Annotated in this window: 30 protein-coding genes; all 30 read left to right on the forward strand. The window is 45.8% G+C overall.

Translation table 11 applies throughout. The annotated features are described in order from the left end of the window. Nucleotide 1: 1 nt before the first annotated feature. The 30 genes from rimM (at nucleotide 2) to fliL (ending at nucleotide 26,825) form a co-directional block, all read left to right on the forward strand. Nucleotides 2–526 (forward strand): ribosome maturation factor RimM, encoded by a 525-nt coding sequence (gene rimM / locus AADZ70_RS03960; protein WP_016936140.1) that lies wholly within the window; start codon nucleotides 2–4, stop codon nucleotides 524–526. Further along, nucleotides 523–1,254: a tRNA (guanosine(37)-N1)-methyltransferase TrmD gene (gene trmD / locus AADZ70_RS03965; RefSeq protein ID WP_047475031.1), complete on the forward strand. Its 732-nt coding sequence runs from the start codon at nucleotides 523–525 to the stop codon at nucleotides 1,252–1,254. Before rimM ends, trmD begins: the two co-directional genes overlap by 4 nt. Nucleotides 1,255–1,394: 140 nt before the next feature. Further along, nucleotides 1,395–1,742, forward strand: a complete 348-nt coding sequence (gene rplS / locus AADZ70_RS03970; protein ID WP_003154288.1) for a 50S ribosomal protein L19 — start codon at nucleotides 1,395–1,397, stop codon at nucleotides 1,740–1,742. 142 nt (nucleotides 1,743–1,884) lie between these two features. After that, the gene (ylqF, locus tag AADZ70_RS03975; RefSeq protein ID WP_047475028.1) at nucleotides 1,885–2,733 is read left to right on the forward strand and encodes a ribosome biogenesis GTPase YlqF; all 849 of its coding nucleotides are present in this window, start codon (nucleotides 1,885–1,887) and stop codon (nucleotides 2,731–2,733) included. A 72-nt stretch (nucleotides 2,734–2,805) separates the two neighbouring features. Then, nucleotides 2,806–3,573 carry a ribonuclease HII gene (locus AADZ70_RS03980; RefSeq protein ID WP_342007752.1) on the forward strand — a complete coding sequence of 256 codons (768 nt, stop codon included), beginning with the start codon at nucleotides 2,806–2,808 and terminating at the stop codon, nucleotides 3,571–3,573. Nucleotides 3,574–3,589: 16 nt separating this feature from the next. After that, nucleotides 3,590–5,293, forward strand: a complete 1,704-nt coding sequence (locus AADZ70_RS03985) for a glycosyl transferase (RefSeq protein ID WP_342007753.1) — start codon at nucleotides 3,590–3,592, stop codon at nucleotides 5,291–5,293. Next, entirely contained in the window at nucleotides 5,290–5,571 is a 282-nt protein-coding gene (locus AADZ70_RS03990; RefSeq protein WP_016936135.1) for a FlhB-like flagellar biosynthesis protein, read from the forward strand. The genes AADZ70_RS03985 and AADZ70_RS03990 overlap by 4 nt, the downstream gene beginning before the upstream one ends. A gap of 174 nt (nucleotides 5,572–5,745) precedes the next feature. Then, nucleotides 5,746–6,903: an ADP-forming succinate--CoA ligase subunit beta gene (sucC, locus tag AADZ70_RS03995; protein ID WP_016936134.1), complete on the forward strand. Its 1,158-nt coding sequence runs from the start codon at nucleotides 5,746–5,748 to the stop codon at nucleotides 6,901–6,903. A 28-nt stretch (nucleotides 6,904–6,931) separates the two neighbouring features. Beyond that, nucleotides 6,932–7,834, forward strand: coding sequence for a succinate--CoA ligase subunit alpha (sucD, locus tag AADZ70_RS04000; protein WP_003154281.1), 903 nt, complete (start codon nucleotides 6,932–6,934; stop codon nucleotides 7,832–7,834). A gap of 67 nt (nucleotides 7,835–7,901) precedes the next feature. Beyond that, nucleotides 7,902–8,801: a DNA-processing protein DprA gene (gene dprA / locus AADZ70_RS04005; RefSeq protein WP_342007754.1), complete on the forward strand. Its 900-nt coding sequence runs from the start codon at nucleotides 7,902–7,904 to the stop codon at nucleotides 8,799–8,801. 181 nt (nucleotides 8,802–8,982) lie between these two features. Next, a complete protein-coding gene (gene topA / locus AADZ70_RS04010) occupies nucleotides 8,983–11,058 on the forward strand; it encodes a type I DNA topoisomerase (RefSeq protein WP_045926121.1) in 2,076 nt (691 codons plus the stop codon). A gap of 64 nt (nucleotides 11,059–11,122) precedes the next feature. After that, entirely contained in the window at nucleotides 11,123–12,430 is a 1,308-nt protein-coding gene (gene trmFO, locus AADZ70_RS04015; RefSeq protein ID WP_016936130.1) for an FADH(2)-oxidizing methylenetetrahydrofolate--tRNA-(uracil(54)-C(5))-methyltransferase TrmFO, read from the forward strand. Between the two features lie 69 nt (nucleotides 12,431–12,499). Beyond that, on the forward strand, nucleotides 12,500–13,417 hold the full coding sequence (gene xerC / locus AADZ70_RS04020) for a tyrosine recombinase XerC (RefSeq protein ID WP_016936129.1): 918 nt from the start codon (nucleotides 12,500–12,502) through the stop codon (nucleotides 13,415–13,417). A gap of 15 nt (nucleotides 13,418–13,432) precedes the next feature. Next, nucleotides 13,433–13,978 carry an ATP-dependent protease subunit HslV gene (gene hslV / locus AADZ70_RS04025; RefSeq protein ID WP_016936128.1) on the forward strand — a complete coding sequence of 182 codons (546 nt, stop codon included), beginning with the start codon at nucleotides 13,433–13,435 and terminating at the stop codon, nucleotides 13,976–13,978. 16 nt (nucleotides 13,979–13,994) lie between these two features. Next, nucleotides 13,995–15,398 carry an HslU--HslV peptidase ATPase subunit gene (gene hslU, locus AADZ70_RS04030; RefSeq protein WP_342007755.1) on the forward strand — a complete coding sequence of 468 codons (1,404 nt, stop codon included), beginning with the start codon at nucleotides 13,995–13,997 and terminating at the stop codon, nucleotides 15,396–15,398. A 37-nt stretch (nucleotides 15,399–15,435) separates the two neighbouring features. After that, nucleotides 15,436–16,215, forward strand: a complete 780-nt coding sequence (gene codY / locus AADZ70_RS04035) for a GTP-sensing pleiotropic transcriptional regulator CodY (protein WP_013352252.1) — start codon at nucleotides 15,436–15,438, stop codon at nucleotides 16,213–16,215. Between the two features lie 353 nt (nucleotides 16,216–16,568). Continuing rightward, on the forward strand, nucleotides 16,569–16,958 hold the full coding sequence (gene flgB / locus AADZ70_RS04040) for a flagellar basal body rod protein FlgB (protein ID WP_016936126.1): 390 nt from the start codon (nucleotides 16,569–16,571) through the stop codon (nucleotides 16,956–16,958). Beyond that, nucleotides 16,958–17,410: a flagellar basal body rod protein FlgC gene (gene flgC, locus AADZ70_RS04045; protein ID WP_016936125.1), complete on the forward strand. Its 453-nt coding sequence runs from the start codon at nucleotides 16,958–16,960 to the stop codon at nucleotides 17,408–17,410. The genes flgB and flgC overlap by 1 nt, the downstream gene beginning before the upstream one ends. 10 nt (nucleotides 17,411–17,420) lie before the next feature. Next, entirely contained in the window at nucleotides 17,421–17,741 is a 321-nt protein-coding gene (gene fliE / locus AADZ70_RS04050) for a flagellar hook-basal body complex protein FliE (RefSeq protein WP_060962795.1), read from the forward strand. 42 nt (nucleotides 17,742–17,783) lie between these two features. After that, nucleotides 17,784–19,400, forward strand: coding sequence for a flagellar basal-body MS-ring/collar protein FliF (gene fliF, locus AADZ70_RS04055; protein ID WP_342007756.1), 1,617 nt, complete (start codon nucleotides 17,784–17,786; stop codon nucleotides 19,398–19,400). A 12-nt stretch (nucleotides 19,401–19,412) separates the two neighbouring features. Continuing rightward, nucleotides 19,413–20,429: a flagellar motor switch protein FliG gene (gene fliG, locus AADZ70_RS04060; RefSeq protein WP_003154256.1), complete on the forward strand. Its 1,017-nt coding sequence runs from the start codon at nucleotides 19,413–19,415 to the stop codon at nucleotides 20,427–20,429. Further along, the gene (gene fliH / locus AADZ70_RS04065) at nucleotides 20,422–21,174 is read left to right on the forward strand and encodes a flagellar assembly protein FliH (RefSeq protein ID WP_342007757.1); all 753 of its coding nucleotides are present in this window, start codon (nucleotides 20,422–20,424) and stop codon (nucleotides 21,172–21,174) included. The genes fliG and fliH overlap by 8 nt, the downstream gene beginning before the upstream one ends. Next, nucleotides 21,171–22,487, forward strand: a complete 1,317-nt coding sequence (gene fliI / locus AADZ70_RS04070) for a flagellar protein export ATPase FliI (RefSeq protein WP_016936121.1) — start codon at nucleotides 21,171–21,173, stop codon at nucleotides 22,485–22,487. Before fliH ends, fliI begins: the two co-directional genes overlap by 4 nt. A 5-nt stretch (nucleotides 22,488–22,492) precedes the next feature. Further along, nucleotides 22,493–22,936 carry a flagellar export protein FliJ gene (fliJ, locus tag AADZ70_RS04075; RefSeq protein WP_016936120.1) on the forward strand — a complete coding sequence of 148 codons (444 nt, stop codon included), beginning with the start codon at nucleotides 22,493–22,495 and terminating at the stop codon, nucleotides 22,934–22,936. Between the two features lie 11 nt (nucleotides 22,937–22,947). Further along, entirely contained in the window at nucleotides 22,948–23,574 is a 627-nt protein-coding gene (locus tag AADZ70_RS04080; protein ID WP_342007758.1) for a MotE family protein, read from the forward strand. A 6-nt stretch (nucleotides 23,575–23,580) separates the two neighbouring features. Continuing rightward, complete coding sequence (locus AADZ70_RS04085) at nucleotides 23,581–24,921, forward strand: flagellar hook-length control protein FliK (protein WP_342007759.1); 1,341 nt, start codon at nucleotides 23,581–23,583, stop codon at nucleotides 24,919–24,921. Beyond that, entirely contained in the window at nucleotides 24,922–25,353 is a 432-nt protein-coding gene (gene flgD, locus AADZ70_RS04090) for a flagellar hook assembly protein FlgD (protein WP_342007760.1), read from the forward strand. 24 nt (nucleotides 25,354–25,377) lie between these two features. After that, nucleotides 25,378–26,154, forward strand: a complete 777-nt coding sequence (gene flgG, locus AADZ70_RS04095; protein WP_049628471.1) for a flagellar basal body rod protein FlgG — start codon at nucleotides 25,378–25,380, stop codon at nucleotides 26,152–26,154. Between the two features lie 39 nt (nucleotides 26,155–26,193). Beyond that, on the forward strand, nucleotides 26,194–26,409 hold the full coding sequence (locus AADZ70_RS04100; protein ID WP_003154243.1) for a flagellar FlbD family protein: 216 nt from the start codon (nucleotides 26,194–26,196) through the stop codon (nucleotides 26,407–26,409). Continuing rightward, nucleotides 26,406–26,825, forward strand: a complete 420-nt coding sequence (fliL, locus tag AADZ70_RS04105; RefSeq protein ID WP_016936115.1) for a flagellar basal body-associated protein FliL — start codon at nucleotides 26,406–26,408, stop codon at nucleotides 26,823–26,825. The genes AADZ70_RS04100 and fliL overlap by 4 nt, the downstream gene beginning before the upstream one ends. Nucleotides 26,826–26,833: the final 8 nt, after the last annotated feature.

Genomic DNA, 26,833 nt, shown 5'->3' on the forward strand with positions numbered 1-26,833 from the left:
TATGACAAACAGATGGTTTAATGTAGGCAAAATTGTAAATACCCACGGCATTAAAGGCGAAGTGCGGGTCATTTCTAAAACGGACTTTGCCGAAGAACGGTACAAGCCCGGCAATACGCTCTATTTGTTTGCGGAAGGAGCTGCTGAGCCAATCAAAGTAACGGTCAGCACCCACAGGCTTCACAAGCAGTTTCATCTGCTGCAATTCAAAGAAATGCCGAGTCTCAATGAAGTCGAACACCTAAGAAACATGGTAATCAAAGTCCCTGAAGAAGACTTGGGAGAGCTTGAAGAAGATGAATTTTATTTTCATGAAATCATCGGCTGCGAAGTGGTATCAGAGGACGGAGAACTGATCGGCACAGTGAAGGAAATCTTGACGCCCGGAGCTAATGACGTATGGGTGGTTGCAAGAAAAGGGAAAAAAGATGCGCTCATTCCGTATATCGCTTCTGTGGTCAAGGATATTAATATAAATGAGAAGAAAATTAAGATTCATGTAATGGAAGGGTTAATAGACGAATGAAAATCGACTTTTTAACACTGTTTCCCGAGATGTTTCAAGGGGTTCTCGGCTCATCCATCCTGCAAAAAGCACAGGAAAAAGAGGCTGTCCGTTTTGACGTCATCAATTTCCGGGCTTTTTCGGATAATAAACACCAAACGGTTGATGATTACCCGTACGGCGGGGGAGCCGGGATGGTGTTAAAGCCGCAGCCTGTGTTTGATGCTGTTGAAAAGCTGACAGCCGGTACGGATGCCAAGCCGCGCATTATTCTCGTCTGCCCGCAAGGTGAACGTTATACGCAGAAGAAAGCCGAGGAGCTGGCGGAAGAGGAACATCTGATGTTTATTTGCGGACATTATGAAGGGTATGATGAACGAATCCGGGAACACCTTGTCACGGATGAAATCTCCATCGGGGATTTTGTGCTGACAGGTGGAGAGCTCCCTGCCATGATGATTGCCGACAGTGTTGTCAGGCTTTTGCCGGGCGTCCTCGGAAAAGAAGCATCCCACGTGGAGGATTCCTTCAGCACGGGGCTTTTAGAGCATCCGCATTATACAAGGCCTGCAGATTATAAAGGCTTAAAAGTGCCTCAGACGCTTCTGTCCGGCAACCATGCCAAAATAAAAGAATGGCGCAATAAAGAATCAATCAGAAGAACCTTTTTAAGACGTCCGGATCTTCTTGAAAACTATCCTCTCACCGATGAGCAAAGAAAATGGATTTCCGAGTGGGAAAACGAATAGATTCTATTGCGCAGGCAATGAAGATATGATAAGATACTACTTGTGGCTTAAGAAGGCTTATCCTTCAAAAGCTTGAAAACGATGTTCCGCTGTGCCTTGCAGTTGTGGCTAAGAGCATCTGTTGGAAGGAGTTGAAAACGATGCAAAAACTAATTCAAGATATCACAAAAGAACAGCTTCGCACTGATCTTCCTGCGTTCCGTCCTGGTGACACTTTACGTGTACACGTAAAAGTTGTTGAGGGTAACCGTGAGCGTATCCAGATCTTCGAAGGTGTTGTGATCAAGCGTCGTGGTGGTGGAATCAGCGAAACGTTCACAGTTCGTAAGATTTCTTACGGTGTTGGCGTTGAACGTACATTCCCTGTACACACACCAAAAATCGCGAAAATCGAAGTTGTACGTTACGGTAAAGTACGTCGCGCTAAGCTTTACTACCTGCGTGAACTTCGCGGAAAAGCGGCTCGTATTAAAGAAATCAGACGATAATGATAACGAACGAAAAGAGCTTGTTACCCGTAACAGGCTCTTTTTTTATATGACATTTGTAAAAGCGGAACAAGCAACGTAAAATACATAAGAGATCACCGGGACATACAGTTCCGGCAAATAAGGCAGGTGTCGAAGTCACATGACCATTCAATGGTTCCCGGGCCATATGGCTAAAGCGAGACGGGAAGTAACAGAAAAACTGAAGTTAATTGATATCGTCTACGAATTGGTGGATGCGAGAATACCGATGTCATCGAGAAACCCGATGATTGAGGAAATTTTAAAAAATAAGCCGCGCATTATGCTTTTAAATAAAGCCGATAAGGCCGATGCGGCTGTAACGGCCCAATGGAAGGATCACTTTCAGGGACAGGGGATTCCCTCTCTTTCAATAAACTCCGTTAACGGACAGGGGCTGCATCAAATCGTGCCGTCCTCGAAAGAACTGCTGAAAGATAAGTTCGATAAAATGAAAGCAAAAGGCATTAAGCCAAGAGCGATCCGCGCATTAATCATCGGCATTCCGAACGTCGGGAAATCTACGCTCATCAACCGTCTGGCCAAAAAAAACATTGCCAAGACGGGAGACAGGCCCGGCATTACCACTTCCCAGCAGTGGGTAAAGGTAGGCAAGGAATTAGAGCTGCTCGATACACCGGGGATTTTATGGCCTAAATTTGAAGACGAGCTTGTCGGTTTGCGCCTGGCGATCACCGGGGCGATTAAAGATTCCATTATCAACCTGCAGGATGTGGCCGTTTTCGGGCTGCGCTTTCTGGAAGAGCATTATCCAGACCGCCTAAAGGAGCGTTACGGACTTCAGGAAATCCCTGAGGATATCGCCGCTCTTTTTGACGCGATCGGTGAAAAACGCGGCTGTTTAATGGGCGGCGGACTGATTGACTACGATAAAACGACAGAAGTCATCATCCGGGACATCCGGACGGAAAAGTTCGGCAGGCTTTCATTTGAAACACCATCAGAATAAAGACGCGCAGCGATGCGGGTCTTTATTTTTTCCGCAGAATACCGATATACATAATGTAAGGGAGAAGAGAACGTGAATACATTAACCGTAAAAAGCGTAAAAGAACGCCTGCAAGAGGTCAAAGATGAAAGAGACCCCTTCCTTGCCCAATGTGAAAAAGATCCGAGAAAAAGCGTACAGACGCTTTTAGAGCAATGGCTGAAGAAACACGCGAAGGAAAAAGCCCTTAAAGAGCAGTGGCTGAACATGACGGCATACGAAAGGCTCTCATACAAAAAAGGTTTCCGCCTGATTGCAGGCGTTGACGAAGCGGGAAGAGGGCCGCTTGCCGGACCGGTTGTCGCAGGTGCTGTCATTTTGCCGGCAGAATGCGAGATTCTCGGGCTCACGGACTCGAAGAAACTGTCGGAAAAGAAGCTCGGGGAGTATTACGATCGGATTACGGAAGAAGCCACAGCGATAGGAGTAGGCATTGTCCATGCGGATGTCATTGACCGGATCAACATTTATGAGGCCGCGAGACTCGCGATGGTAAAAGCGGTCAATGCTTTAACGGAAACACCTGATTATCTGCTTGCAGATGCCATGACGCTTCCGCTTGACATTCCGCAGTCATCTGTTATAAAAGGGGATGCCAAAAGCGTGTCAATTGCCGCCGGAGCCTGCATTGCTAAAGTAACGCGGGACCGTCTCATGGCGGAATACGCCAAAACCTATCCCATGTACGGCTTTGAAAAAAATAAGGGCTACGGAACGAAAGAACATCTTGAAGCTCTTCAGGCATACGGACCGACAACTATTCACCGAAAAACATTCGCTCCCGTTCAATCTTATTGTTAGAAAAGAGGCTTAAGACATGAACATAAGCGGCGAAATCCAAGCGGCTTTCAGACAGCTGACGGCGGAAATCTCTCAGGATCGGCAAGACGGCGGTAAAGACAGCGGCGAAAAAAGACTGCTGTTAGGGAAGGTTCTCCGTTTGCTGGACGATCAAAGCGCGCTTATCCAAATCGGCGGCCGGACGATGCAGGGAAAGCTTGAAACCGCCCTCCGTCCTCAGGCATATTACTGGTTTTCTTATGACAGACAGCCGGCGGAAAAAATAGGCCGGCTTCATGTTGTTGACCAATTTGATGGAAGCCCGAAAACCGTTCAGGAAGCGGCGGGAAGACTGTTAAACGCTCTTTTCGTCAAACCGAACCCGGTATCTCTGCAGATTGCCGAAACGTTTATGCAGCAGAAGCTGCCAATGACGGAAAACAGCCTCAAAGCCTGCATCCGCTGGGCTGAATCGCTTCCGGCCGCCGAAGCGAAAAAGGCGGCAGAAACAATCGTATTTGCGCTGAAAAGGGAACTGCCCGCGCACCCTGAAGTCTTGTCAGCCATTCATGCCGTTAAATATCCGGTTCCGACCCGCCGCCTTCTTTCCGGACTGCTTCAGGCAATCAATCAGGCTCCGCAATCGGCAAAAGAGCTGTCCGCGCTTCAAGAGGCGGTTTCTGACGTGTTAGACGCGGAAACGGATCTTCATGCAGAGCGCCTCTTGAAGAAGCTTGCCGAGGCCGCACGCATGCCGATTTCAGAAACCGGGCCGATGGATAAAGGGGAACGGACGGAATTAAAACAATCACCAATTGTCCGAGAGACTCGTGAAAACGTAAAGGCAGCCACAAGCCGCCCTTCTCCTCCGCGTGCCCGGACAGATACGGAGCTGCCTGAAAAAGCGGCAAGACAGCTTATCGAAAAATTAATGACATCAGCCGAAAAGAATGAAAACCGTCCCGTAAAAGAAACGGCGGACATCATCAAGGCTTTCATTTCTCAAGATAAAACATCCAAAACAGCATCTGTTCTCCAAAACGTACATCTGACAGAACAGGAGGCGGCTGTTTTCGAAAAAGCCGTTCAGCTTACTGAACTGAAATATGCGGAAAAACATGACGTATTAAGCCTTTTGCAAAGAATCAAAAAAGGGCTGGGCACCCGTGATGAATTATCATTCATTACAGCGCTTGAAAAAGGCGCGGCTCCGCAGCCGGAGAAACAAGCGCTGAAAACGGCTCTCCAAGCCGTCCGGACGCTTCAAGACGCGCCCCAATCCGTTAAACAAGAGGCAGAACCGCTCATTCATAAATTAAACGGACAGCTGTTTATTGAGCAGCAGAATCCATCTTTTACGCAGATGGTGCTGTCATTTCCGCTGGGAGCGTCCGCGTATGAGAATGACATCACAGTTCTCTTTAAAGGACGGAAGGAGCCGGACGGAAAACTCGATCCCTCACATTGCAGGCTCCTGTTTTTGCTGCACCTTGAAACGCTGCAAGAAACCGTCGTGGACTGTATGATTCAGCAAAATGTAATGACGATTACGGTTGAGACCGATTTTGAGCTTCAGGCGGCCATCGACCCTCTCGTACCGGCTTTAAAAGAGGCTGTAAAAGAAACGGGATTCAGTCTGTCGGGCGTTACGGCTAAAAAGCGGCGACCGAAAGACCAGAGCGCTCTTGTGGAAGAGTTTATAGAAAAAGACGGCGGACGAAAAGTGGATGTGAAAATATGAAAGAGCAAACGCCGTTAAGAAGAGCTGTCGCCCTGCATTACGACCGGCAGAAAGACCAAGCCCCAAAGGTTGTCGCAACAGGCAGGGGGCATGTCGCAGAAAATATCATAAAAGAAGCTGAGAAGGCGGGGGTTCCTATTCAGGAAGACAGAACCCTTGTCGAATTAATGCGCCATTTAACGGTCGACGATCAGATACCGGAAGCGCTTTATGAGACCGTTGCTGAAATTTTTTCATTTGTTTACCGACTGGATGAAAGCCTGAAAAACGAAAAATAAGGAACATTCATTTCCCGGACTCCGTATAAATTTATATTTTCAATAAAATAAAAGTTAGAATGTTCGGAAGGATATAAAGATTTTGTTTTGAACCCTAGACAATTCTTCCAGTATTATATAGAATGAAAGCGCAGTCTATTTTTAGTTTTGCTACATAAGTTAGGAGGATGGGAAATGAATATCCATGAGTACCAGGGAAAAGAAGTCCTCAGAAAATACGGGGTGTCTGTTCCTGAAGGTAAAGTGGCTTTTACAGCAGAGGAAGCAGTTGAAAAAGCAGAGAGCCTGTCAAGCTCGGTTTATGTCGTAAAGGCGCAAATCCATGCTGGCGGCCGCGGCAAAGCTGGTGGGGTAAAGATTGCAAAAACAATAGATGAAGTGAAGGGGTATGCAGAAGAACTGTTAGGCAAGACGCTCGTCACCCATCAAACGGGTCCGGACGGACAAGTAATAAAACGCTTACTTATTGAAGAAGGCTGCGATATTAAAAAGGAATACTATGTCGGGCTTGTACTTGACCGCGCCACTTCAAGAATCGTTTTAATGGCGTCTGAAGAAGGCGGAACGGAGATTGAAGAAGTAGCGGAAAAAACACCTGAAAAAATTAAAAAAGCGGTTATTGATCCGGCTGTCGGCCTTCAAGGCTATCAGGCAAGGGAAATTGCATTCGCAATTAACATCCCGAAAGAGCTTGTCGGCAAAGCCGCTAAATTTATGCTCGGTTTATATAAAGCATTTGTTGAGAAGGACTGCTCCATCGCCGAGATCAACCCTCTCGTCGTCACGGGAGACGGAAACGTCATGGCGCTTGATGCTAAGCTGAACTTTGACAGCAATGCGTTATACAGACAAAAAGATATTATGGAATACAGAGATTTAGACGAAGAAGATCCGAAAGAAATCGAAGCGTCAAAATACGATCTGAGCTACATTTCCCTTGATGGAAATATCGGCTGTATGGTAAACGGCGCGGGTCTTGCGATGTCTACAATGGATATCATTAAACACTACGGCGGAGAACCTGCAAACTTCCTGGATGTCGGGGGCGGCGCAACCGCTGAAAAAGTAACGGAAGCTTTTAAAATCATTCTTTCCGATCAAAACGTAAAAGGAATTTTCGTAAATATTTTCGGAGGCATCATGAAGTGTGATGTCATCGCCGAGGGCGTTGTTGAAGCGACGAGACAAGTCGGATTGACATTGCCGCTGGTCGTGCGCCTTGAAGGGACAAACGTAGATTTAGGAAAGAAAATCCTGAATGAATCAGGCTTAAACATTACATCTGCGGAATCAATGGCAGACGGCGCGCAGAAAATCGTATCCTTAGTTTAGGAAAGAATGAAAGGCAGGGGACCAGATAATGAGTGTTTTTATCAATAAAGATACGAGAGTTATTGTACAGGGGATTACAGGTTCTACCGCTTTATTTCATACAAAGCAGATGCTGGAATACGGCACGAATATCGTTGGCGGTGTAACACCTGGTAAAGGCGGAACGGAGGCGGAAGGCGTACCGGTATTCAATACGGTCGCAGAAGCGGTTCATACAACGGGCGCTGATGCGTCAGTCATTTACGTGCCGGCTCCATTTGCCGCGGACGCAATTATGGAAGCGGTTGACGCGGAAATTGATCTTGTCATTTGTATCACTGAGCACATCCCGGTTTTGGACATGGTGAAAGTGAAGCGCTTTATGGAAGGCAAGAAAACGAGATTAATAGGGCCGAACTGCCCTGGTGTTATTACGCCTGAAGAATGCAAAATCGGCATTATGCCGGGATACATTCATAAGAAGGGGCATGTAGGCGTTGTATCCCGTTCGGGAACATTGACATACGAGGCCGTCCATCAGCTTTCAGAAGCCGGCGTAGGCCAATCTACCGCTGTAGGAATCGGCGGTGACCCGGTCAACGGCACGAACTTTATTGACGTGTTAAAAGCGTTCAATGAAGATCCTGAAACACATGCCGTCATCATGATCGGAGAAATCGGCGGCACAGCTGAAGAGGAAGCGGCTGAGTGGGTGAAAGCAAACATGACGAAGCCTGTTGTCGGCTTTATCGGCGGTAAAACCGCTCCTCCGGGAAAACGCATGGGCCATGCGGGCGCCATCATCTCCGGAGGAAAAGGCACGGCAGAAGAAAAAGTCAAAACGATGAACGCCTGCGGGATTGAAGTGGCGGAAACCCCTTCTGTAATGGGCGAAACGCTGATTAAGGTGTTAAAAGAAAAAGGCTTATTTGAAACGTGCAAAACGCACTGACCGAAGCAGGGGCAGCCGTAACGGCTGTTCCTGTTTTTACTGTGAAAAAAAGAGGAGGTTGCCAGATTTGGATCAAGCATCGCGCTGTTTAATGGTCTGCAGTATCAATCAAATTATTTCCCCGTCTCTTCTATTAAAATGGTGGAAAGCTGATCACTCCCTGTCTTTTTTACGGGATCCGCATCCATTAACCGTTTTATCAGAAGGGAAAACAGCACCGAAAGCCATTTTTCGAGAAATAGAGCGCAAGGATTCGGAACTCGATGAAGTTCTGTCCGATTACCGCCGCGAAGGCATTACAGTCATCCCGATTTCATCAAGCCGCTATCCTTCATGGCTTAAAACGATTTATGATCCGCCGGCTGTCTTGTTTGCAAAAGGGAACACGCAGCTTCTTGGAAAAGGCCGAAAAATTGGGATTGTAGGCACGCGGAAACCGACGGACGACGGAATAAAAGCGGTTGGGCATCTTACCGCCGAACTCTCAAAAAAAGGCTGGGTCATCGTAAGCGGGCTTGCATCCGGCATAGACGGATTGTCTCATAAGGCGAGCATCAGGGCAAAAGGGCTTACGATCGGCGTGATAGCCGGCGGATTCCATCACATTTATCCCCGGGAAAATCTCCTGTTAGCAGAATACATGGCTGAACACCACCTCCTACTCTCAGAACATCCTCCTGAAACAAAGCCGAAAAAGTGGCACTTTCCGATGAGAAACCGTATAATCAGCGGATTAAGTGAAGGAATTGTAGTCGTGCAGGGAAAAGAAAAAAGCGGTTCATTAATCACAGCTTATCAGGCCCTCGATCAAGGGAGAGAGGTATTTGCCGTTCCCGGTTCCATATTTAATCCATATTCCGGAGGACCTATAAAACTCATTCAAGAAGGGGCGAAAGCTGTATTGTGCGCAGAGGATATTGACGGAGAGCTGACCGCCCGAGGCGTTCAGTATACGGAACCCTTTTGAAATATCGTTTGACAAACGGTATTGTAATATTTAATAATAGTGAGGATTTAAAGTTGCACATTATTTTCATGTATAAAATGACGTTCATCATAAAGAATGAAATGTTGAAAGCCATAAAAAGGCAGCTCTAAAATGAATTGATACTTGAAAAGAGAGAGAACACCTCTTGAGGGGGATGAAAATGTCTGATTATCTAGTCATCGTGGAATCGCCGGCAAAGGCGAAAACGATTGAACGTTATTTAGGAAAGAAATATAAAGTTAAAGCTTCAATGGGACATGTCCGGGATCTTCCAAAAAGTCAAATGGGAGTTGACATCGAACAGAACTTTGAACCGAAATATATTACGATCCGCGGAAAAGGCCCTGTTTTAAAAGAATTAAAAACAGCGGCAAAGAAAGCAAAAAAAGTCTATCTCGCGGCCGACCCCGACAGAGAAGGGGAAGCGATTGCATGGCATCTCGCGCACAGTCTTGATCTGGATCTCAACTCTGACTGCCGGGTCGTCTTTAATGAAATAACAAAAGACGCCATTAAAGAATCATTTAAACATCCGCGCATGATTAACATGGATCTTGTGGATGCGCAGCAGGCGCGCCGCATATTAGATCGGCTCGTCGGATACAAAATCAGCCCGATTCTTTGGAAAAAAGTAAAAAAAGGCCTCAGTGCGGGCCGCGTGCAATCCGTTGCGCTCCGGATCATCATTGACCGGGAAAAGGAAATCAACGACTTTAAACCTGAAGAGTACTGGACGATTACCGGCTCATTTCTAAAAGGAAAAGAGACGTTTGAAGCCGGCTTTTTCGGAAAAAACGGCAAAAAGCTTCCTTTAAAAAGTGAAGAAGACGTAAAAGCCGTTCTTGCTGAGCTGAAAGGCAATAAGTATACAGTAGACAAGGTTACGAAAAAAGAGCGGAAACGAAATCCCGCTCTGCCGTTTACAACGTCCACCCTGCAGCAGGAGGCTGCAAGAAAGCTGAATTTCAGAGCGAAGAAAACGATGATGATCGCTCAGCAATTATATGAAGGAATTGATCTCGGTAAAGAAGGTACAGTCGGACTCATCACGTATATGAGAACGGACTCAACGAGGATTTCCAACACAGCCGTTGAAGAGGCGTCAGCTTTTATTGATCAGGCGTACGGAAAAGAGTACTTAGCGGGAAAACGGAAACCGGCAAAGAAAAATGAAAACGCTCAAGATGCTCACGAAGCGATCCGCCCGACTTCAGTACTCAGAAAACCTGCCGATTTAAAAGCGGTGCTTGGCAGAGACCAGCTCAGATTATACAAGCTGATTTGGGAGCGCTTTGTTGCAAGTCAGATGGCGCCAGCCGTTCTGGATACGATGAGTGTCGATCTCAGCAATAACGGATTGACATTCCGGGCAAACGGAAGTAAAGTCAAATTCGCCGGCTTCATGAAAGTCTATGTAGAGGGTAAAGACGATCAGCTGGAAGAAAAAGACCGCATGCTTCCGGACCTTAAAGAGGGAGACACGGTTTTGTCGAAAGATATTGAGCCCGAGCAGCACTTTACTCAGCCGCCGCCGCGTTACACAGAGGCGCGCTTGGTTAAAACGCTTGAAGAACTCGGTATCGGCCGTCCTTCCACATATGCGCCGACTCTTGACACCATCCAGCGGCGCGGTTACGTGGCATTAGACAATAAACGGTTTGTGCCGACTGAGCTCGGACAGATTGTACTGGATCTCATCATGGAGTTTTTCCCGGAAATCATTAACGTTGAATTCACGGCAAAAATGGAAAGAGACCTTGACCATGTTGAAGACGGTCAGACAGAATGGGTTCAAATCATTGACAGCTTCTATTCCGATTTCGAAAAGCGTGTGAAAAAAGCGGAAGCCGAAATGAAAGAAGTGGAAATTGAACCTGAATACGCCGACGAAGATTGCGAGTTATGCGGCTCCCGGATGGTTTATAAAATGGGCCGGTACGGCAAATTCATGGCGTGCTCCAACTTCCCTGACTGCCGGAATACAAAACCGATTGTTAAACAAATCGGCGTGAAATGTCCTAAGTGTCATGAAGGAAACATTGTCGAACGAAAATCAAAAAAGAAACGCGTCTTTTACGGCTGTGACCGTTATCCTGACTGTGACTTCGTATCTTGGGATAAACCGATTGAACGAAAATGCCCGAAATGTGAAAATATGCTCGTAGAGAAAAAGCTTAAAAAAGGCATACAAGTCCAATGCGTCGAATGCGATTATAAGGAAGAACCACAGAAGTAGCGGTGAGCAGAGCCTTGCTCACCTTCTTTGTGTGGAAGCAACAAACAACAGGAGATGAAAAGAAATGAACCAGCAAACAGTTAATGTAATCGGAGCAGGCCTTGCCGGAAGTGAAGCGGCATGGCAGCTTGCAAAACGAGGAATTCAAGTAAAACTATATGAAATGCGGCCCGTAAAGCAGACGGCAGCCCATCATACTGATAAATTTGCCGAACTGGTATGCAGCAACTCCCTCCGTTCAAATACGCTTGCCAATGCGGTAGGCGTATTAAAGGAAGAAATGCGGGCGCTTGACTCAGCAATCATTCAATCTGCTGATAAATGTTCGGTTCCGGCAGGGGGAGCGCTTGCCGTTGACCGTCATGAATTTGCGCAAAGCGTGACGGATCTCGTGAAAAACCATCCGAACGTAACGGTACTTACTGAGGAAGTAACAGAGATTCCGGAAGGCCCGACAGTTATTGCGACCGGACCGCTTACGTCAGAATCGCTTTCACAGCAGCTGAAAGAACTCACCGGAGAAGAGTACCTGTATTTTTATGACGCGGCGGCGCCGATTGTTGAAAAAGACAGCCTTGATATGGATAAAGTGTACTTAAAATCCCGTTATGACAAGGGAGAAGCGGCATACTTAAACTGCCCGATGACAGAAGAAGAGTTTGACCGTTTCTATGAAGCGCTGACGACGGCTGAGACGGTTCCGTTAAAAGAATTCGAGAAAGAAATTTTCTTTGAAGGCTGCATGCCGATTGAAGTCATGGCGAAAAGAGGCAAGAAAACGATGCTGTTCGGACCGATGAAACCGGTCGGGCTGGAAGATCCTAAAACAGGCAAGCGGCCTTATGCAGTCGTGCAGCTCAGACAGGATGACGCGGCCGGAACGCTATATAATATTGTAGGTTTTCAGACACATTTAAAATGGGGAGACCAAAAAGAAGTGCTTAAACTGATCCCCGGACTTGAAAATGTTGACATCGTCAGATACGGCGTCATGCACAGAAACACATTTATCAACTCGCCTAGCCTCTTGAATCCGACATATCAATTTAAACAGCGGAACGACCTGTTTTTCGCAGGCCAAATGACCGGCGTAGAAGGTTATGTTGAATCTGCTGCTTCAGGCCTTGTGGCGGGAATCAATGCGGCCAAACTTGTGCTCGGTCAGGACCTTGTGACATTCCCTCAGGAGACGGCGATCGGAAGCATGGCTCATTACATTACGACGACGAACCAGAAGAACTTCCAGCCGATGAATGCAAACTTTGGGCTGTTAAAAGAACTGCCTGTTAAAATTAAAAACAAAAAAGAACGAAATGAAGAATACGCTAAACGCGCAATTGAAACTATTCAAACTATTTCGAAAACGATATAGCTTTTCATTGCAACTTCAATGCATTATATGATACCATTTAAAAGCCCTTCGGAGAGGAAGGTCATAATAATGGCGGAGAATGTTAACTTTTTTTTAAAGTTATTCGTTGAATATTTACAAATTGAAAAAAATTATTCACAATATACTATTGTGAATTATGTTAATTCGATTGAAGAATTTGGGATGTTTCTGCATGCTCAAAATATAAATGGATTGAAAGAAGCTGCATATCATGATGTGAGAATATTTTTGACAGAAGCTTATGAAAAAGGCCTGTCAAGAAAAACAATCAGCAAGAAGATTTCAGCTTTGAGAAGCTTCTATAAATTTTTGATGAGGGAAAAGCTTGTTGAAGAGAATCCGTTTCAGCTTGTTCATCTGCCGAAACAAGAAAAACGGATTCCGAAGTTTCTTTATGAAAAAGAACTTGAGGAACTATTCGCTGTTTCAGACAGAAGCAAGCCGTCAGGGATGCGCGATCAGGCCTTGCTTGAGCTTCTATATGCGACCGGAATGAGGGTCAGTGAGTGCTGTACGCTCACTGTCGGCGATCTTGACTTATCTATGGATACGGTGCTCGTTCACGGGAAAGGCAGGAAGCAGCGCTACATCCCGTTCGGCTCATATGCCCGTGATGCGCTGGAGCTGTATATCAATAGCGGAAGGCAGTGCCTGCTTGAAAAAGCAAAAGAGCCTCATGATTTGCTGTTTGTCAATCAAAGAGGCGGTCCGCTTACCGCCAGAGGCATCCGGTATATTTTAAGCGGGCTTGTAAAAAAGGCATCCGGCACTTTACATATACACCCGCATATGCTTCGGCATACGTTTGCGACTCATCTGCTGAATGAAGGGGCTGACTTAAGAAGCGTCCAGGAGCTTTTGGGCCATTCTAATCTGTCTTCCACGCAGATATACACGCATGTATCGAAGGAAATGCTGAGAAACACATATATGTCCCACCATCCGAGAGCTTTTAAAGAAAATTAAAAGGAGGCCCTTCTCATGTCATCTTTTCATGCGACAACGATTTTTGCCGTCCAGCATAAAGGAAAAAGCGCTATGTCAGGAGACGGCCAGGTCACATTCGGTCAGGCTGTAGTCATGAAACATACTGCGAGAAAAGTGAGAAAGCTGTTTAACGGAAAGGTTCTGGCCGGCTTCGCGGGATCTGTTGCAGACGCTTTCACACTTTTTGAAATGTTTGAGGCGAAGCTTGAAGAATACAACGGCAATTTAAAACGTGCGTCGGTTGAGCTTGCGAAAGAATGGCGCAGCGATAAAGTGCTGCGCAAGCTGGAAGCGATGCTGATTGTCATGAACCAGGATACCTTGCTTCTCGTATCGGGAACAGGTGAAGTGATTGAGCCGGATGACGGCGTTTTGGCAATCGGCTCCGGCGGAAACTACGCCCTGTCAGCAGGAAGAGCGCTGAAAACTTATGCCGGAGAAAACCTGTCCGCCAAAGAAATTGCAAAAGCCGCTTTGAAAATCGCAGGCGAGATTTGTGTGTACACAAACGATCAGATCATTTTGGAAGAACTTGAATAGAAAGGACTTGAGGCGCATGGAAAACAAACCGTTAACACCGAGACAAATCGTAGATCGGTTGGATCAATACATTGTAGGACAGCAGGATGCAAAAAAAGCTGTCGCCGTGGCATTAAGAAACCGCTATCGCAGAAGTCTTCTTGATGAAAAACTGAGAGATGAGATCGTTCCCAAAAACATCCTGATGATGGGTCCGACAGGGGTGGGGAAAACAGAAATCGCCAGACGGATCGCCAAGCTTACCGGTGCGCCATTTATAAAAATTGAAGCGACAAAATTTACAGAAGTCGGCTATGTAGGCAGAGATGTCGAATCAATGGTCAGAGACCTTGTTGAGACATCCGTGCGGCTCATTAAAGAAGAAAAAATCAGCGAAGTGAAAGAACAGGCTGAAGAAAATGCAAACAAACGCATTGTGCGGCTTCTCGTTCCGGGAAAGAAAAAACAAGCGGGTGTGAAAAATCCGTTTGAAATGCTTTTCGGAGGAAGCCAGCCGTCAAGCGATGATGAAAGCGATCAGCAGGAAGAAGCGAGCCTAGAAGAGAAAAGAAAGCGCATGGCGCATCAGCTCACATTGGGAGAGCTCGAAGACCATTACGTCTCCGTAGAGGTGGAAGAGCAGCAGCCGTCGATGTTTGACATGCTGCAAGGCTCCGGCATGGAGCAGATGGGCATGAATATGCAGGATGCGCTGAGCAATCTGATGCCTAAAAAGAAGAAACGCCGCAAAATGACGGTCAGAGAGGCAAGAAAGGTTCTGACCAATGAAGAGGCAAGCAAATTAATCGATATGGATGAAGTCAGCCAAGAGGCCGTGTTAAGAGCTGAAGAGGGCGGCATCATCTTTATTGACGAAATAGATAAAATCGCAAAAAACGGAGGAGCTTCTTCCTCGGCCGATGTCTCGAGAGAGGGCGTCCAAAGGGATATCCTTCCGATTGTCGAAGGCTCGACCGTCGTCACGAAATATGGCTCCGTCAAAACCGACCACGTGCTGTTTATAGCCGCCGGGGCATTCCATATGGCCAAACCGTCTGATCTGATTCCGGAGCTGCAGGGGCGCTTTCCGATTCGTGTAGAACTGAGCAAGCTGACGGTGGATGATTTTGTGAAAATTCTCGTCGAACCTGATAATGCGCTGTTAAAACAATATCAGGCTTTATTGCAGACAGAAGGTATATCTCTTGAATTTTCTGACGAAGCTATTCGTAAGATCGCCGAAGTGGCTTATCATGTGAATCAGGATACGGACAACATCGGAGCAAGAAGGCTTCACACGATATTGGAACGTCTCTTGGAGGACCTGTCGTTTGAAGCGCCGGACGTGACGATGGAAAAAGTCGCCATCACGCCGCAATACGTTGAAGAAAAGCTCGGATCGATTGCAAACAACAAAGATCTAAGTCAATTTATATTGTGAAAATTTAATAACAGGAATTCTAGGAGGATTATTTAACATGGCTTTACTACAAAAAACACGAATTATTAACAGCATGCTGCAGGCTGCGGCAGGCAAACCCGTAAACTTTAAAGAAATGGCAGAAACGCTTCGCGACGTCATTGATTCTAATATTTTCGTCGTCAGCCGCAGAGGAAAGCTTTTGGGCTACTCTATTAATCAGCAGATCGAAAATGACCGCATGAAAAAAATGCTTGAAGACCGCCAGTTCCCGGAAGAGTACACGAAAAACCTTTTCAACGTTCCGGAGACATCTTCAAACCTTGATATCAACAGCGAATATACGGCTTTTCCTGTTGAAAACAGAGACCTGTTCCAAGCGGGCTTAACGACGATTGTGCCGATTATCGGCGGAGGAGAGCGTCTGGGCACATTGATTCTGTCCCGTCTGCAGGACCAATTTGAAGATGATGATCTCATTCTTGCTGAATACGGAGCAACCGTTGTAGGAATGGAGATTTTAAGAGAAAAAGCAGAAGAAATCGAAGAAGAAGCGCGAAGCAAAGCAGTTGTTCAAATGGCGATCAGTTCTTTGTCTTACAGTGAACTTGAAGCGATTGAGCATATCTTTGAAGAGCTTGACGGAAACGAAGGCTTGCTTGTGGCAAGTAAGATTGCCGACCGTGTAGGCATTACCCGTTCAGTCATCGTTAACGCGCTGAGAAAGCTCGAAAGCGCCGGCGTTATTGAATCCAGATCACTGGGAATGAAGGGGACTTACATTAAAGTTCTGAACAATAAATTCCTTATTGAATTGGAAAACCTAAAATCTCATTAATCCAAAAGCAGGATCCCTAAAAGCGGGGATCCTGCTTTTTTTATGGACAATAGGTGAAAAGTTGGAGTTTAAAGTTGATTATTGGAATCTGATCTGAGATAATCCATCTTGCTGTGTGAGAAAAAGGGGAAGATACAGAAATTCAGCTATTTTCAGTCTTATATTAACCAAATGCTTGTAGTCCAAATACTCTAGGACTTAATACCTATGCGTAAAATAGATACAAATGAGCACTTTTTTTTAGCCTAACTTCATAGACTTTAAGCCTGTTATTTCTTACAATAAGCATATGGTTTTACAATTCTCGACAAGGATTTTTAGGAGAAAAATATCTGAAATGGAGGTAAGTGGATTTGGACTTATTTTCTGGAACTATACAAAATCTTGAGAATGCCTTGGGGAGAGCGGACATTAAGCAAAAAGTCTTAACTAATAATATCGCCAATATAGATACACCGAACTATAAGGCAAAAAAAGTCTCTTTCCGAAATTTGTTAGATCAGGAAACATCCAATCTTGAGGCTGTAAAAACCGACTATCGACACGTTGACTTTACGGATTCGGGGGACGATTATTCCATCGTGTCCAGCGGTGACACATCGTACCAGCAAAACGGAAACAATGTCGATATCGACAAAGAAATGACAGATTTAGCCGAAAACCAAATTAATTATCAGGCTTTGGTTGAAAGAATGAGCGGCAAATTCAATTCCCTGAAAACAGTCTTGACAGGAGGAAAATAATGAGTGGCTTTCAAAGCTTAAACATTTCTGGGTCTGCTTTAACTGCACAGCGTGTCCGGATGGACGTCGTATCGTCCAACCTGGCCAATATGGACACAACGAGAGCGAAGCAGGTCAATGGCGAGTGGGTGCCTTACAGAAGAAAGCTGGTTTCTCTCCAATCCGGAGGCGAATCATTTTCGTCCCTTTTAAATTCCAAGATGAACGGAATCGGAAACGCCGGAAATGGCGTAAAGGTATCTTCGATTACGGAAGACCCATCCGCTTTTAATCTCGTTTACGATCCGGAAAATCCCGATGCGAATAAAGACGGATATGTACAAAAACCTAATGTAGACCCATTAAAGGAAATGGTGGATCTTGTCAGCAGCACGAGATCATATGAAGCAAACGTGACGGCATTGAACGCCTCCAAAGGCATGCTTTTAAAGGCTTTAGAAATCGGAAAGTAAGGTGATGTAAGTGGTTAACGCTATTACTCCTTTTCAGCTTCAACAAACCCAAAACACTCAAAACGTAACGAATCAATTAAATCAAGCTCAAAAAACTGATTCTTCAAATCAAACAAGCTTTTCGGAGCTTTTAAAAAACTCAATTGATTCGTTAAATGAGTCGCAAGTGCAATCTGACCAAATAACGAACGAACTGGCTGCAGGAAAGGATGTAAACCTTGACGAGGTCATGATCGCTGCCCAAAAAGCAAATATTTCTCTGACGGCCGCTACCGAATTCCGCAATAAAGCCGTGGAAGCCTATCAGGAAATCATGAGAATGCAGATGTAGTGGTCAGATGAAAGAGAATGACTGGAATGACCGGGGGTTAACATGAATCGTACTCTAACGCAAATGAAAACCAAAACGGCAGCGTTTTGGAATAACAGATCAAAAACACAGAAGATACTCATGGTAAGCGGCTTGGCCGCATTCATTATTTTACTCATCGTCGTTATTATTTTTACTTCGTCTGAAAAGATGGTGCCTCTTTATAAAGACTTGTCCGCGGAAGAAGCGGGGAAGATTAAAGAAGAGCTCGATACGAAAAAGGTGTCTTCTGAACTTGCTGACGGCGGCACGGTCATTAAGGTTCCTGAGAGCCAAGTGGATTCGCTTAAAGTCCAGCTTGCCGCGGAAGGCCTGCCGAAAACGGGTTCAATTGATTATTCGTTTTTCGGACAGAATGCGGGCTTCGGCCTGACAGATAATGAGTTTGACGTTTTAAAAGTTGAGGCGACTCAGACTGAATTGTCAAACCTGATAAATGAAATGGACGGTATTAAAAGCTCGAAGGTCATGATCAATATGCCGAAAGAAGCCGTGTTTGTCGGTGAAGATCAGCCGGAAGCATCCGCATCGATCGTTTTGCAGATTAAACCGGGCTACTCGCTTGATCAAAGCCAGATCAACGGGCTGTACCATCTCGTTTCTAAAAGCGTCCCGAACTTAAAAGAAGATAATATCGTCATAATGGATCAAAATTCTACATATTATGACAAAAGTGACAGCGGCGCAGGGTCCGTTTCTGACAGTTATGCTTCTCAGCAAGGGATTAAGTCGCAGGTCGAAAAGGATATTCAAAAACATGTCCAATCACTGCTCGGCACAATGATGGGGCAGGATAAAGTTGTGGTTTCGGTTACGGCAGATATTGACTTCACGAAAGAAAAACGCACTGAAGACATTGTCGAGCCTGTCGATAAAGATAACATGGAAGGCATAGCGGTAAGCGCCGAAAAAGTTGCGGAAACGTATAAAGGCGACGGCGCGGCCAACGGCGGAACAGCCGGAACGGGCAGCAATGACACCGCGAACACTAAATATGCAGGAGCAAATGACGGTTCAAACAGCGGAGACTACGAAAAAAGCAGCAATAAAATCAACTATGAAGTCAACCGCATTCATAAAGAAATCGCAGAAAGCCCGTATAAAGTGCGTGATTTAGGCATTCAGGTCATGGTGGAACCGCCGAATCCGAAAAATGCCGCCTCATTATCAGCGCAGAGACAGGCTGATATACAGAAGATTTTAGGAACGGTTGTCAGAACGTCCCTTGATAAAAATGAAACGCAAAATCAAAACCTGACGGCCAATGATATTAACAATAAAATCGTTGTCTCCGTACAGCCGTTTGACGGGAAAACAAGCCTGAACACAAATTCGGCACAATCTTCGGGTCTCCCGATCTGGGTATACATTACAGGCGGGGTGCTGCTTGCAGCCATTATTCTGCTTATTATTCTCCTCATCAGAAAGAAACGCTCTCAAGAGGATGAGTATGAAGAATATGAATATGAAACGGCGCCGGAGCCGGTTCGATTGCCTGATATCAACGAAGAGAAAAATGAAACGGAAGAAACAGTCAGACGAAAACAGCTTGAAAAAATGGCTAAAGAAAAACCGGAAGACTTTGCAAAATTGCTTCGAAGCTGGCTGGACGAGGATTAGGGGGAATGGAAAATGGCGAAACGTGATCAGAACAAGCTTACAGGAAAACAAAAAGCAGCCATCCTCATGATTTCCTTAGGTCTTGATGTATCAGCCTCTGTGTACAAGCATTTGTCTGAAGAAGAAATTGAAAGATTGACTCTCGAGATTTCGGGAGTCAGAAGCGTCGATCATCAGAGAAAAGATGAAATCATTGAAGAATTTCATAATATCGCAATCGCTCAGGATTATATTTCTCAAGGCGGTTTAAATTACGCCCGCCAAGTGCTTGAAAAAGCGCTCGGAGAAGACAAAGCGGTAAGCATTTTAAACAGGCTGACCTCTTCATTGCAGGTAAAGCCGTTTGACTTCGCAAGAAAAGCGGAGCCCGAACAGATTTTGAATTTCATTCAGCAGGAACATCCGCAAACGATGGCGCTGATTTTATCCTACCTTGACCCGGTGCAGGCCGGACAGATTTTGTCTGAGCTGAACCCGGACGTTCAGGCTGAGGTGGCGAGAAGGATTGCGGTTATGGACAGGACGTCTCCTGAAATCATAAATGAAGTGGAGCGGGTTCTTGAACAAAAGCTGTCCTCCTCCTTTACGCAGGATTATACGCAGACAGGCGGCATAGAAGCCGTTGTTGAAGTGTTGAACGGCGTAGACAGAGGAACGGAAAAAACGATCCTTGATTCATTAGAAATACAAGATCCTGAATTGGCGGATGAAATCAAAAAACGGATGTTTGTCTTTGAAGATATTGTCACCCTTGATAACCGTGCGATTCAGCGCGTGATCAGGGATGTTGAAAATGACGACCTCCTGCTGTCATTGAAGGTTGCGAGCGAGGAAGTCAAAGAGATCGTCTTCAGCAATATGTCACAGCGTATGGTTGAAACGTTTAAAGAAGAAATGGAAATTATGGGGCCTGTGCGTTTGCGTGATGTGGAAGAGGCGCAATCAAGAATCGTGGGCGTCGTCCGCAAGCTTGAAGAAGCCGGTGAAATTGTAATCGCGCGAGGCGGAGGAGACGATATTATTGTCTAATATCATTAAACAGCAATCATCATTTTCTCCTGAACAAAAACGGCGCAAGCTTTCCTTGCAGGAAGTCAGGAAAACGCATCCCCAGCTCGACCTGGAGGAAGAAAATCCTGAAGCTCTCATGGCTTTTGCCAAAGCAGAAGCCGACAGGGTATCTGAAGAAGCGAAAAATCAGCTGGATTACACCCTCCGGCAGATTGAGGAAGAGAAAAGCCGCTGGGCGGATGAAAAACAAAGACTGATAGAAGAGGCAAAGGCAGAAGGATATAACGAAGGCATGGCATTGGGAAAAGCCGAGGCTCAGGCCGAATACGCAGACCTCATCAGCCGGGCCAATGCCGTTATGGAAATGGCCAGACAGTCAGTCGAGGAAAAGCTGGAAAGCGCTGAGGAAGAAATCATTGAGCTTTCCGTTGCGCTCGCTAAAAAAGTTTGGCGGCAAAAAAGTGATGATAAAGAAGCTTTTCTTCTGTTAGTCAAACAGGTAATAGCCGAAGTGAAAGATTATGATGACATTTCCATTTATGTGGACCCGGAATATTATGAGACGGTTCATCAGCATATGGATGAAATTCAGCAGCTGTTATACAAAGAATGCAGGTTAAGCTTGTATGCCGATGAAAAAGCTGCAAAGGGAACGTGCTCCATAGAAACACCGTTCGGACGGGTTGATGCAGGAATAGACACCCAGCTGATGCAATTAAAGCAAAAGCTTTTAACGGCGCTTGAGGCGGGAGTGGAGCAATGAAGACACAGTATTTAATAGACTCGATTGAAACAGCGGATCCGTACAAACGCTACGGTAAGGTTAAACGTGTCATCGGGCTGATGATTGAATCAAAAGGGCCCGAAAGCTCGATCGGAGATGTTTGTCTCATTTATCCGAAAGGTCATTCAAAAAAAGCGATTAAAGCTGAGGTTGTAGGCTTCCAGGATGAAAACATACTGTTAATGCCTTATCTGGAAGCGGCAAGCATTGCGCCGGGCAGCATTGTGGAGGCTACCGGCGAGTCTCTCCGTATCAAAGTAGGCGCAGGTTTAATCGGACAGGTTGTTGATGCGTTCGGTGAGCCTCTTGACGGCAGGGCGCTTCCGAAAGGATTGTCTCCCGTTTCGACGGAACAGCCGCCGCCAAACCCGATGAAACGGCCGCCGATACGGGAAAAGATGGGTGTCGGTGTCAGGTCGATTGACAGTCTGCTGACAGTAGGAAAAGGGCAGAGAATCGGAATTTTTGCCGGAAGCGGAGTCGGAAAAAGCACTTTGATGGGAATGATCGCAAAGCAGACCGAAGCCGATCTAAACATCATCGCACTCGTCGGTGAACGGGGGCGCGAGGTGCGGGAATTCATTGAGAAGGATTTAGGCGAAGAAGGCTTGAAACGCTCGATTGTCGTAGTCGCGACTTCTGATCAGCCTGCATTAATGCGTTTGAAAGCGGCATATACAGCGACCGCCATTGCGGAATATTTCCGTGATAAAGGCCGGAATGTCATGTTCATGATGGACTCCGTCACGAGGGTTGCCATGGCTCAGCGTGAAATCGGGCTGGCAGCGGGGGAACCGCCGACAACAAAAGGATATACACCTTCCGTGTTCGCTATTCTGCCCCGTTTACTGGAAAGAACGGGTGCGAATGAACAAGGGACGATAACCGCTTTTTATACGGTTCTCGTTGACGGAGACGACATGAATGAACCGATTGCCGATACAGTGCGCGGTATATTAGACGGGCATATCGTTCTCGATCGGGCGCTTGCCAACAAAGGGCAGTTCCCGGCCGTGAATATCCTGAAGAGCATCAGCAGGGTTATGTCTAATATTTCAGACGCTGCGCATATAGAGGCGGCCAACAAATTCCGCGATCTTCTGTCAACTTATCAAAACTCTGAAGACCTCATTAATATCGGAGCTTACAAAAGAGGGTCATCGAGAGAAATTGATGAAGCGATTCAGTTTTATCCGCAGCTCATTCAATTTTTAAAACAAGGAACTGAAGAACCTGCTCAATTGGAAGACAGTATTGCGGTATTGACGAGTATGACAGGAAAAGAGGAATAAACATCGTGGCGTACCAATTCAGATTTCAAAAGCTGCTGGAATTAAAAGAGAATGAAAAAGACCAAACATTGTCTGAATACAGACAATCGGTTTCTGAATTTGAAACAGTGGCTGAAAAACTATATGAAAATATGAGCAAAAAAGAATCGCTCGAAAAAGACAAAGAATCAAAGCTGAAATGCGGGATGAGCGTTCAGGAAATGAGACATTATCAGCAATTTGTCTCCAATCTTGAGAACACCATCTATCATTATCAAAAACTTGTCATTATGAAACGAAATGAAATGAATGAGAAGCAGGAACAGCTCACCGAAAAAAACATTGAAGTAAAGAAATTTGAAAAAATGCGGGAAAAACAATTTAATATGTTTGCTCTTGAAGACAAAGCTGCAGAAATGAGGGAAATGGACGATATTTCAATCAAGCAGTTTATGATTCAGGGGCATTAGGAGCGAATAAAATGGCCGATAAAGAAAAGGGATCTGGAAAGTTCGGTTCAATCCTGCTTTTTATCATTATCCCGCTGATTTTTCTGATCATCGTTGCAAGCATCGTCCTTTGGGCTGCCGGCGTAGATGTGATGAAGCCGATTCAGGAAACAGCCGCAAAAACGCCTGTTTTAAAAGAATTGGTTCCCGAAACGAAAGAAACGAAAAGCGCAGCGGAAAAGCAGAAGGAAGACCGAACGGCTTCTCTTGAAAAGACCATAAAGGAACAAAAAAGTGAAATCAACATTTTAAATAAAGATTTGGACACAAGCAAATCCGAAATCGACAATCTGAACCAGAAAATCCGTTCATTGAAACAGGAAGCTGAACAGCAGCAGAAAACGGAACAGCAGCAGAAAACGGATGAAACGAAAAAAGACGCTGCGGGTTCAGCGGGAAAAGATAAAATGATCAACATCTATAAAAGTATGGACAGCGGTAAAGCGGCAAGCATTATCGTAAAGCTGAAAGAAAAAGAAGCCCTCGATATTTTAAACGGACTAAGTAAAAAGCAGCTTGCTGAAATCTTGACGAAAATGACTCCTGAACAAGCGGCTAAATATACAGAAAAACTATCCGCTGACGGAAATAAGGAGTGATGTAAGTTGAAGCTGCTTGAAATAACGGGGAATCGCACGCAGACTGCGCAAAACAGCAATGTGAAGATGAATGTAAACAGCTTAGGCCTATTTCAGAACCGGCTTCTGTCGGAAATCACTTCTCAACAGAAGCCCGGAGATGAGGCGAAAACAAGTGATGCAGAGCTGAATGATGCTCTCTCGAAAATCGGTGATTGGCTGAAAGCCGGCCCGGAAGATAAAGAACTTCAGCTGAAACAGCTGCTTGAGGCGGTCAAAGCCCTTGAAGGAAAGCAAACGGATGAAACGTCTCTTCCTTTATTGAAGCAGCTTGCTGAATCTGTTGAAGACATGTTAGCCGGCAAACGGCATGGGGTGAAGCCTGAAAAGATTGAGCCGGGTTCGCCCGCTAATGACGGGGATTCCGGGCGGGACGCGCTTGAAACAGGCCTCCTTTTCATTCAAGAAGCCGCAGCCCAGCTATTTGCGCATCAAGAGAATCAGCCGGACAGCGCACAGGCAAAGGCGGTTTATCAGGAAGGCGACCGTTTATTAGCAGCGTTGAAAAAACAAGGCGTACCGGACCGCGTAATTCAAGACCTGCGGCAGACGCTGTTTCCGAAAAATGAATCTGCATCTAAGCTTTATTCTATGTCGGCCGCTGAGCTGAAGAGCTTTCAAAGCGTCGCTGAGCAGCTTGCGGGCCTTTCTCAGAAAGGAACAAAGGAATGGAATATGGCTGAAACTGAGCTGAAAGCTTTTGTGTTATCTCAATCATCTGAATCATCTCAAGAGTCTGCCGGGAAAACGGAACAGCAAAACGGCGGCACGATTTCTCACGTGAAAGCATTTGACAGCAAATTGTCTGCGCATATACTGTTTTCGGGAACGAGAAGTCTTGCCGGCATTCAGCAAGCGTCCGCAGGAGCCGAACAGCCGCCGGCAGAAAATAAACCGTTAACGGACCAGGTCATCAGCGGCTGGAAACAGATGAAATACACGCCTTTCGGGAAAACGACCGGAAGCTTTACGATTCGTCTTAATCCTGAGAACCTCGGCTTTGTCACGATTAAGGTGACAAACGAAAACGGGATGTTTCAAAGCAAAATAATCGCATCAAGCCAGTCTGCGAAAGAGCTGCTGGAACAGCATCTTCCTCAGCTGAAACAGTCGCTTCCGAATATGTCGGTCCAAATCGACCGTTTTACCGTCCCGCTTCAAAGCGGGGATCAGCAGCCGGTTTACGGTCAGACAGCCGATCACAATAAACAGCAGCAGGGACAGAGAGAGCAGAAAAACCAGCAGCAGTCAGGCGATTTCGGAGATATGCTGGAGGAGCTTTCTCTCAATGAAATGGAGGAAGAATAGTTGACATCTGTAAACTCGGATTATGTTGCAGCGGGCGCTTCTAATACGAAGAGCACCGCCGCCGTAAACAGCAGCACGAATTTAGGGAAAGACGAATTTCTGAAGATCTTAATGACACAGGTTCAAAACCAGGACCCGCTCAATCCGGTTGATGACAAAGAATTCATCAGTCAGATGGCGACATTTTCTTCATTGGAGCAAATGATGAATATGAATACGACGATGACTAAATTTGTAGAAAATCAAGATCCGTTTACGATGTATGTGAACTGGATCGGCAAAAATGTCACATTCAGCGACAGCGACGGGAAGGACCAGACAAGCCCTGTCAATTCAGTCAAACACTCAAACGGCAATTACGTGCTCGTGCTTGAAAATGGCAAAGAGGTCAGCCCGTGGGATGTCACGGCAGTCAGCGATACATCTAAATAAAAAGAAACCCAGGGGGAATTTAACATGTTACGTTCATTATATTCCGGTATCAGCGGCATGAAAAACTTTCAGACAAAACTAGACGTAATCGGCAATAACATCGCCAACGTCAACACAGTGGGATTTAAGAAAAGCCGCGTTACATTTAAAGATTTGATCAGCCAGACAGTCTCCGGCGGTTCAAACGTGACCAATTCAAAACAAATCGGCTTGGGTGCTGCGACTTCTTCCATTGATGTCGTTCATTCAACCGGCGCCCCGCAGGCTACACAGAATAAAACCGACCTAGCCATTGACGGAGACGGCTACTTTCAGATTAATACAGGTGCGGGAATCGTTTACACACGTGCAGGGAATTTCGGGAAGGACAATAAAGGCAACCTTGTTACGACTGACGGCTACTACCTTGAAAAAATCGGCGGGGGCAAAATCAATATTCCGACTGACGCGAAAGATTACAGTATCGGTGCAGACGGAACCGTTACATACACTGATGCAGGGGATGCGGTTCATGATGCCGGACAAATCGGTCTGGTCACGTTCCCTAACAGCGCCGGTCTGGAAAAAATCGGAGGAAACCTTTACAGACAATCATTAAGTTCAGGAGCTGCGAGTGCTGTCACCGCTCCGGGCGAAAACGGCTCAGGTAAGCTTTTGGCAGGCTATCTTGAAATGTCAAACGTTGATCTGACAGATGAATTTACCGAAATGATCGTTGCTCAGCGAGGTTTCCAATCAAACTCAAAAATCATTACGACTTCAGATGAAATCCTTCAGGAGCTGGTTAATCTGAAACGGTAAGGAGGGAGGGGAGGCGGTAAGGCCGCTTCTCCGGATTGAATGATTCAAGTCACCCGTTTAAACGGCCAGCCTTTTACGCTGAACGCGCTGTTTATCGAACAGATTGAGTGCTTCCCCGACACGACGATTACGCTGTCCAACGGCAAAAAGTTCGTAGTGAAAGAACCGGAAGAAGCAGTTCTTAAAAAAGTCATTTCGTTTTACCATAGCATACAAATATTTTCACTGGATCAGGGAATAGAGGAAGAAGAATGAAAAAAAAATTAGTCATTATTATGCTGATTATTTTAATTGTCGTTGCCGGCCTCGGAACGGCAGCATATTTTGTCGTCAGCGGACATTCAGACAAAGACAAAAAGCCTACAATCGATGAAGTCGTTGCAGCCACTGTGTCTGTCGACGATATCACGACGAACTTAAAGTCCGACAGCATCATCCGCATCGGCATCAAGCTTGAAACCGACTCGGAAAAAGCGAAGGAAGAACTTGAAAAACGCGATTTTCAGGTGAAAGACAACATCATTTCCATTTTAGCCGATACAAGCGCCGGAGAGATTGAGGGAGATAAAGGAAGAGAAGCGTTTAAACAATCCTTAAAAGAAAAAGTAAACAGCTATCTCCAAGAAGGAAAAGTTCAGAAAGTGTACATTACCTCCTTTAATCTGCAATAAAAACAAAT

Origin of the sequence: Bacillus sp. YBsi01 (assembly GCF_038406745.1) — a bacterium.
Lineage (GTDB): Bacteria > Bacillota > Bacilli > Bacillales > Bacillaceae > Bacillus > Bacillus siamensis.

Coding starts and splice junctions, on each gene's coding strand:
- rimM (WP_016936140.1), top strand. CDS start 2: ATGACAAACAGATGGTTTAATGTAGGCAAAATTGTAAATACCCACGGC.
- trmD (WP_047475031.1), top strand. CDS start 523: ATGAAAATCGACTTTTTAACACTGTTTCCCGAGATGTTTCAAGGGGTT.
- rplS (WP_003154288.1), top strand. CDS start 1,395: ATGCAAAAACTAATTCAAGATATCACAAAAGAACAGCTTCGCACTGAT.
- ylqF (WP_047475028.1), top strand. CDS start 1,885: ATGACCATTCAATGGTTCCCGGGCCATATGGCTAAAGCGAGACGGGAA.
- AADZ70_RS03985 (WP_342007753.1), top strand. CDS start 3,590: ATGAACATAAGCGGCGAAATCCAAGCGGCTTTCAGACAGCTGACGGCG.
- AADZ70_RS03990 (WP_016936135.1), top strand. CDS start 5,290: ATGAAAGAGCAAACGCCGTTAAGAAGAGCTGTCGCCCTGCATTACGAC.
- sucC (WP_016936134.1), top strand. CDS start 5,746: ATGAATATCCATGAGTACCAGGGAAAAGAAGTCCTCAGAAAATACGGG.
- sucD (WP_003154281.1), top strand. CDS start 6,932: ATGAGTGTTTTTATCAATAAAGATACGAGAGTTATTGTACAGGGGATT.
- topA (WP_045926121.1), top strand. CDS start 8,983: ATGTCTGATTATCTAGTCATCGTGGAATCGCCGGCAAAGGCGAAAACG.
- trmFO (WP_016936130.1), top strand. CDS start 11,123: ATGAACCAGCAAACAGTTAATGTAATCGGAGCAGGCCTTGCCGGAAGT.
- xerC (WP_016936129.1), top strand. CDS start 12,500: ATGGCGGAGAATGTTAACTTTTTTTTAAAGTTATTCGTTGAATATTTA.
- hslV (WP_016936128.1), top strand. CDS start 13,433: ATGTCATCTTTTCATGCGACAACGATTTTTGCCGTCCAGCATAAAGGA.
- hslU (WP_342007755.1), top strand. CDS start 13,995: ATGGAAAACAAACCGTTAACACCGAGACAAATCGTAGATCGGTTGGAT.
- codY (WP_013352252.1), top strand. CDS start 15,436: ATGGCTTTACTACAAAAAACACGAATTATTAACAGCATGCTGCAGGCT.
- flgC (WP_016936125.1), top strand. CDS start 16,958: ATGAGTGGCTTTCAAAGCTTAAACATTTCTGGGTCTGCTTTAACTGCA.
- fliF (WP_342007756.1), top strand. CDS start 17,784: ATGAATCGTACTCTAACGCAAATGAAAACCAAAACGGCAGCGTTTTGG.
- fliG (WP_003154256.1), top strand. CDS start 19,413: ATGGCGAAACGTGATCAGAACAAGCTTACAGGAAAACAAAAAGCAGCC.
- fliI (WP_016936121.1), top strand. CDS start 21,171: ATGAAGACACAGTATTTAATAGACTCGATTGAAACAGCGGATCCGTAC.
- AADZ70_RS04080 (WP_342007758.1), top strand. CDS start 22,948: ATGGCCGATAAAGAAAAGGGATCTGGAAAGTTCGGTTCAATCCTGCTT.
- flgG (WP_049628471.1), top strand. CDS start 25,378: ATGTTACGTTCATTATATTCCGGTATCAGCGGCATGAAAAACTTTCAG.
- AADZ70_RS04100 (WP_003154243.1), top strand. CDS start 26,194: ATGATTCAAGTCACCCGTTTAAACGGCCAGCCTTTTACGCTGAACGCG.
- fliL (WP_016936115.1), top strand. CDS start 26,406: ATGAAAAAAAAATTAGTCATTATTATGCTGATTATTTTAATTGTCGTT.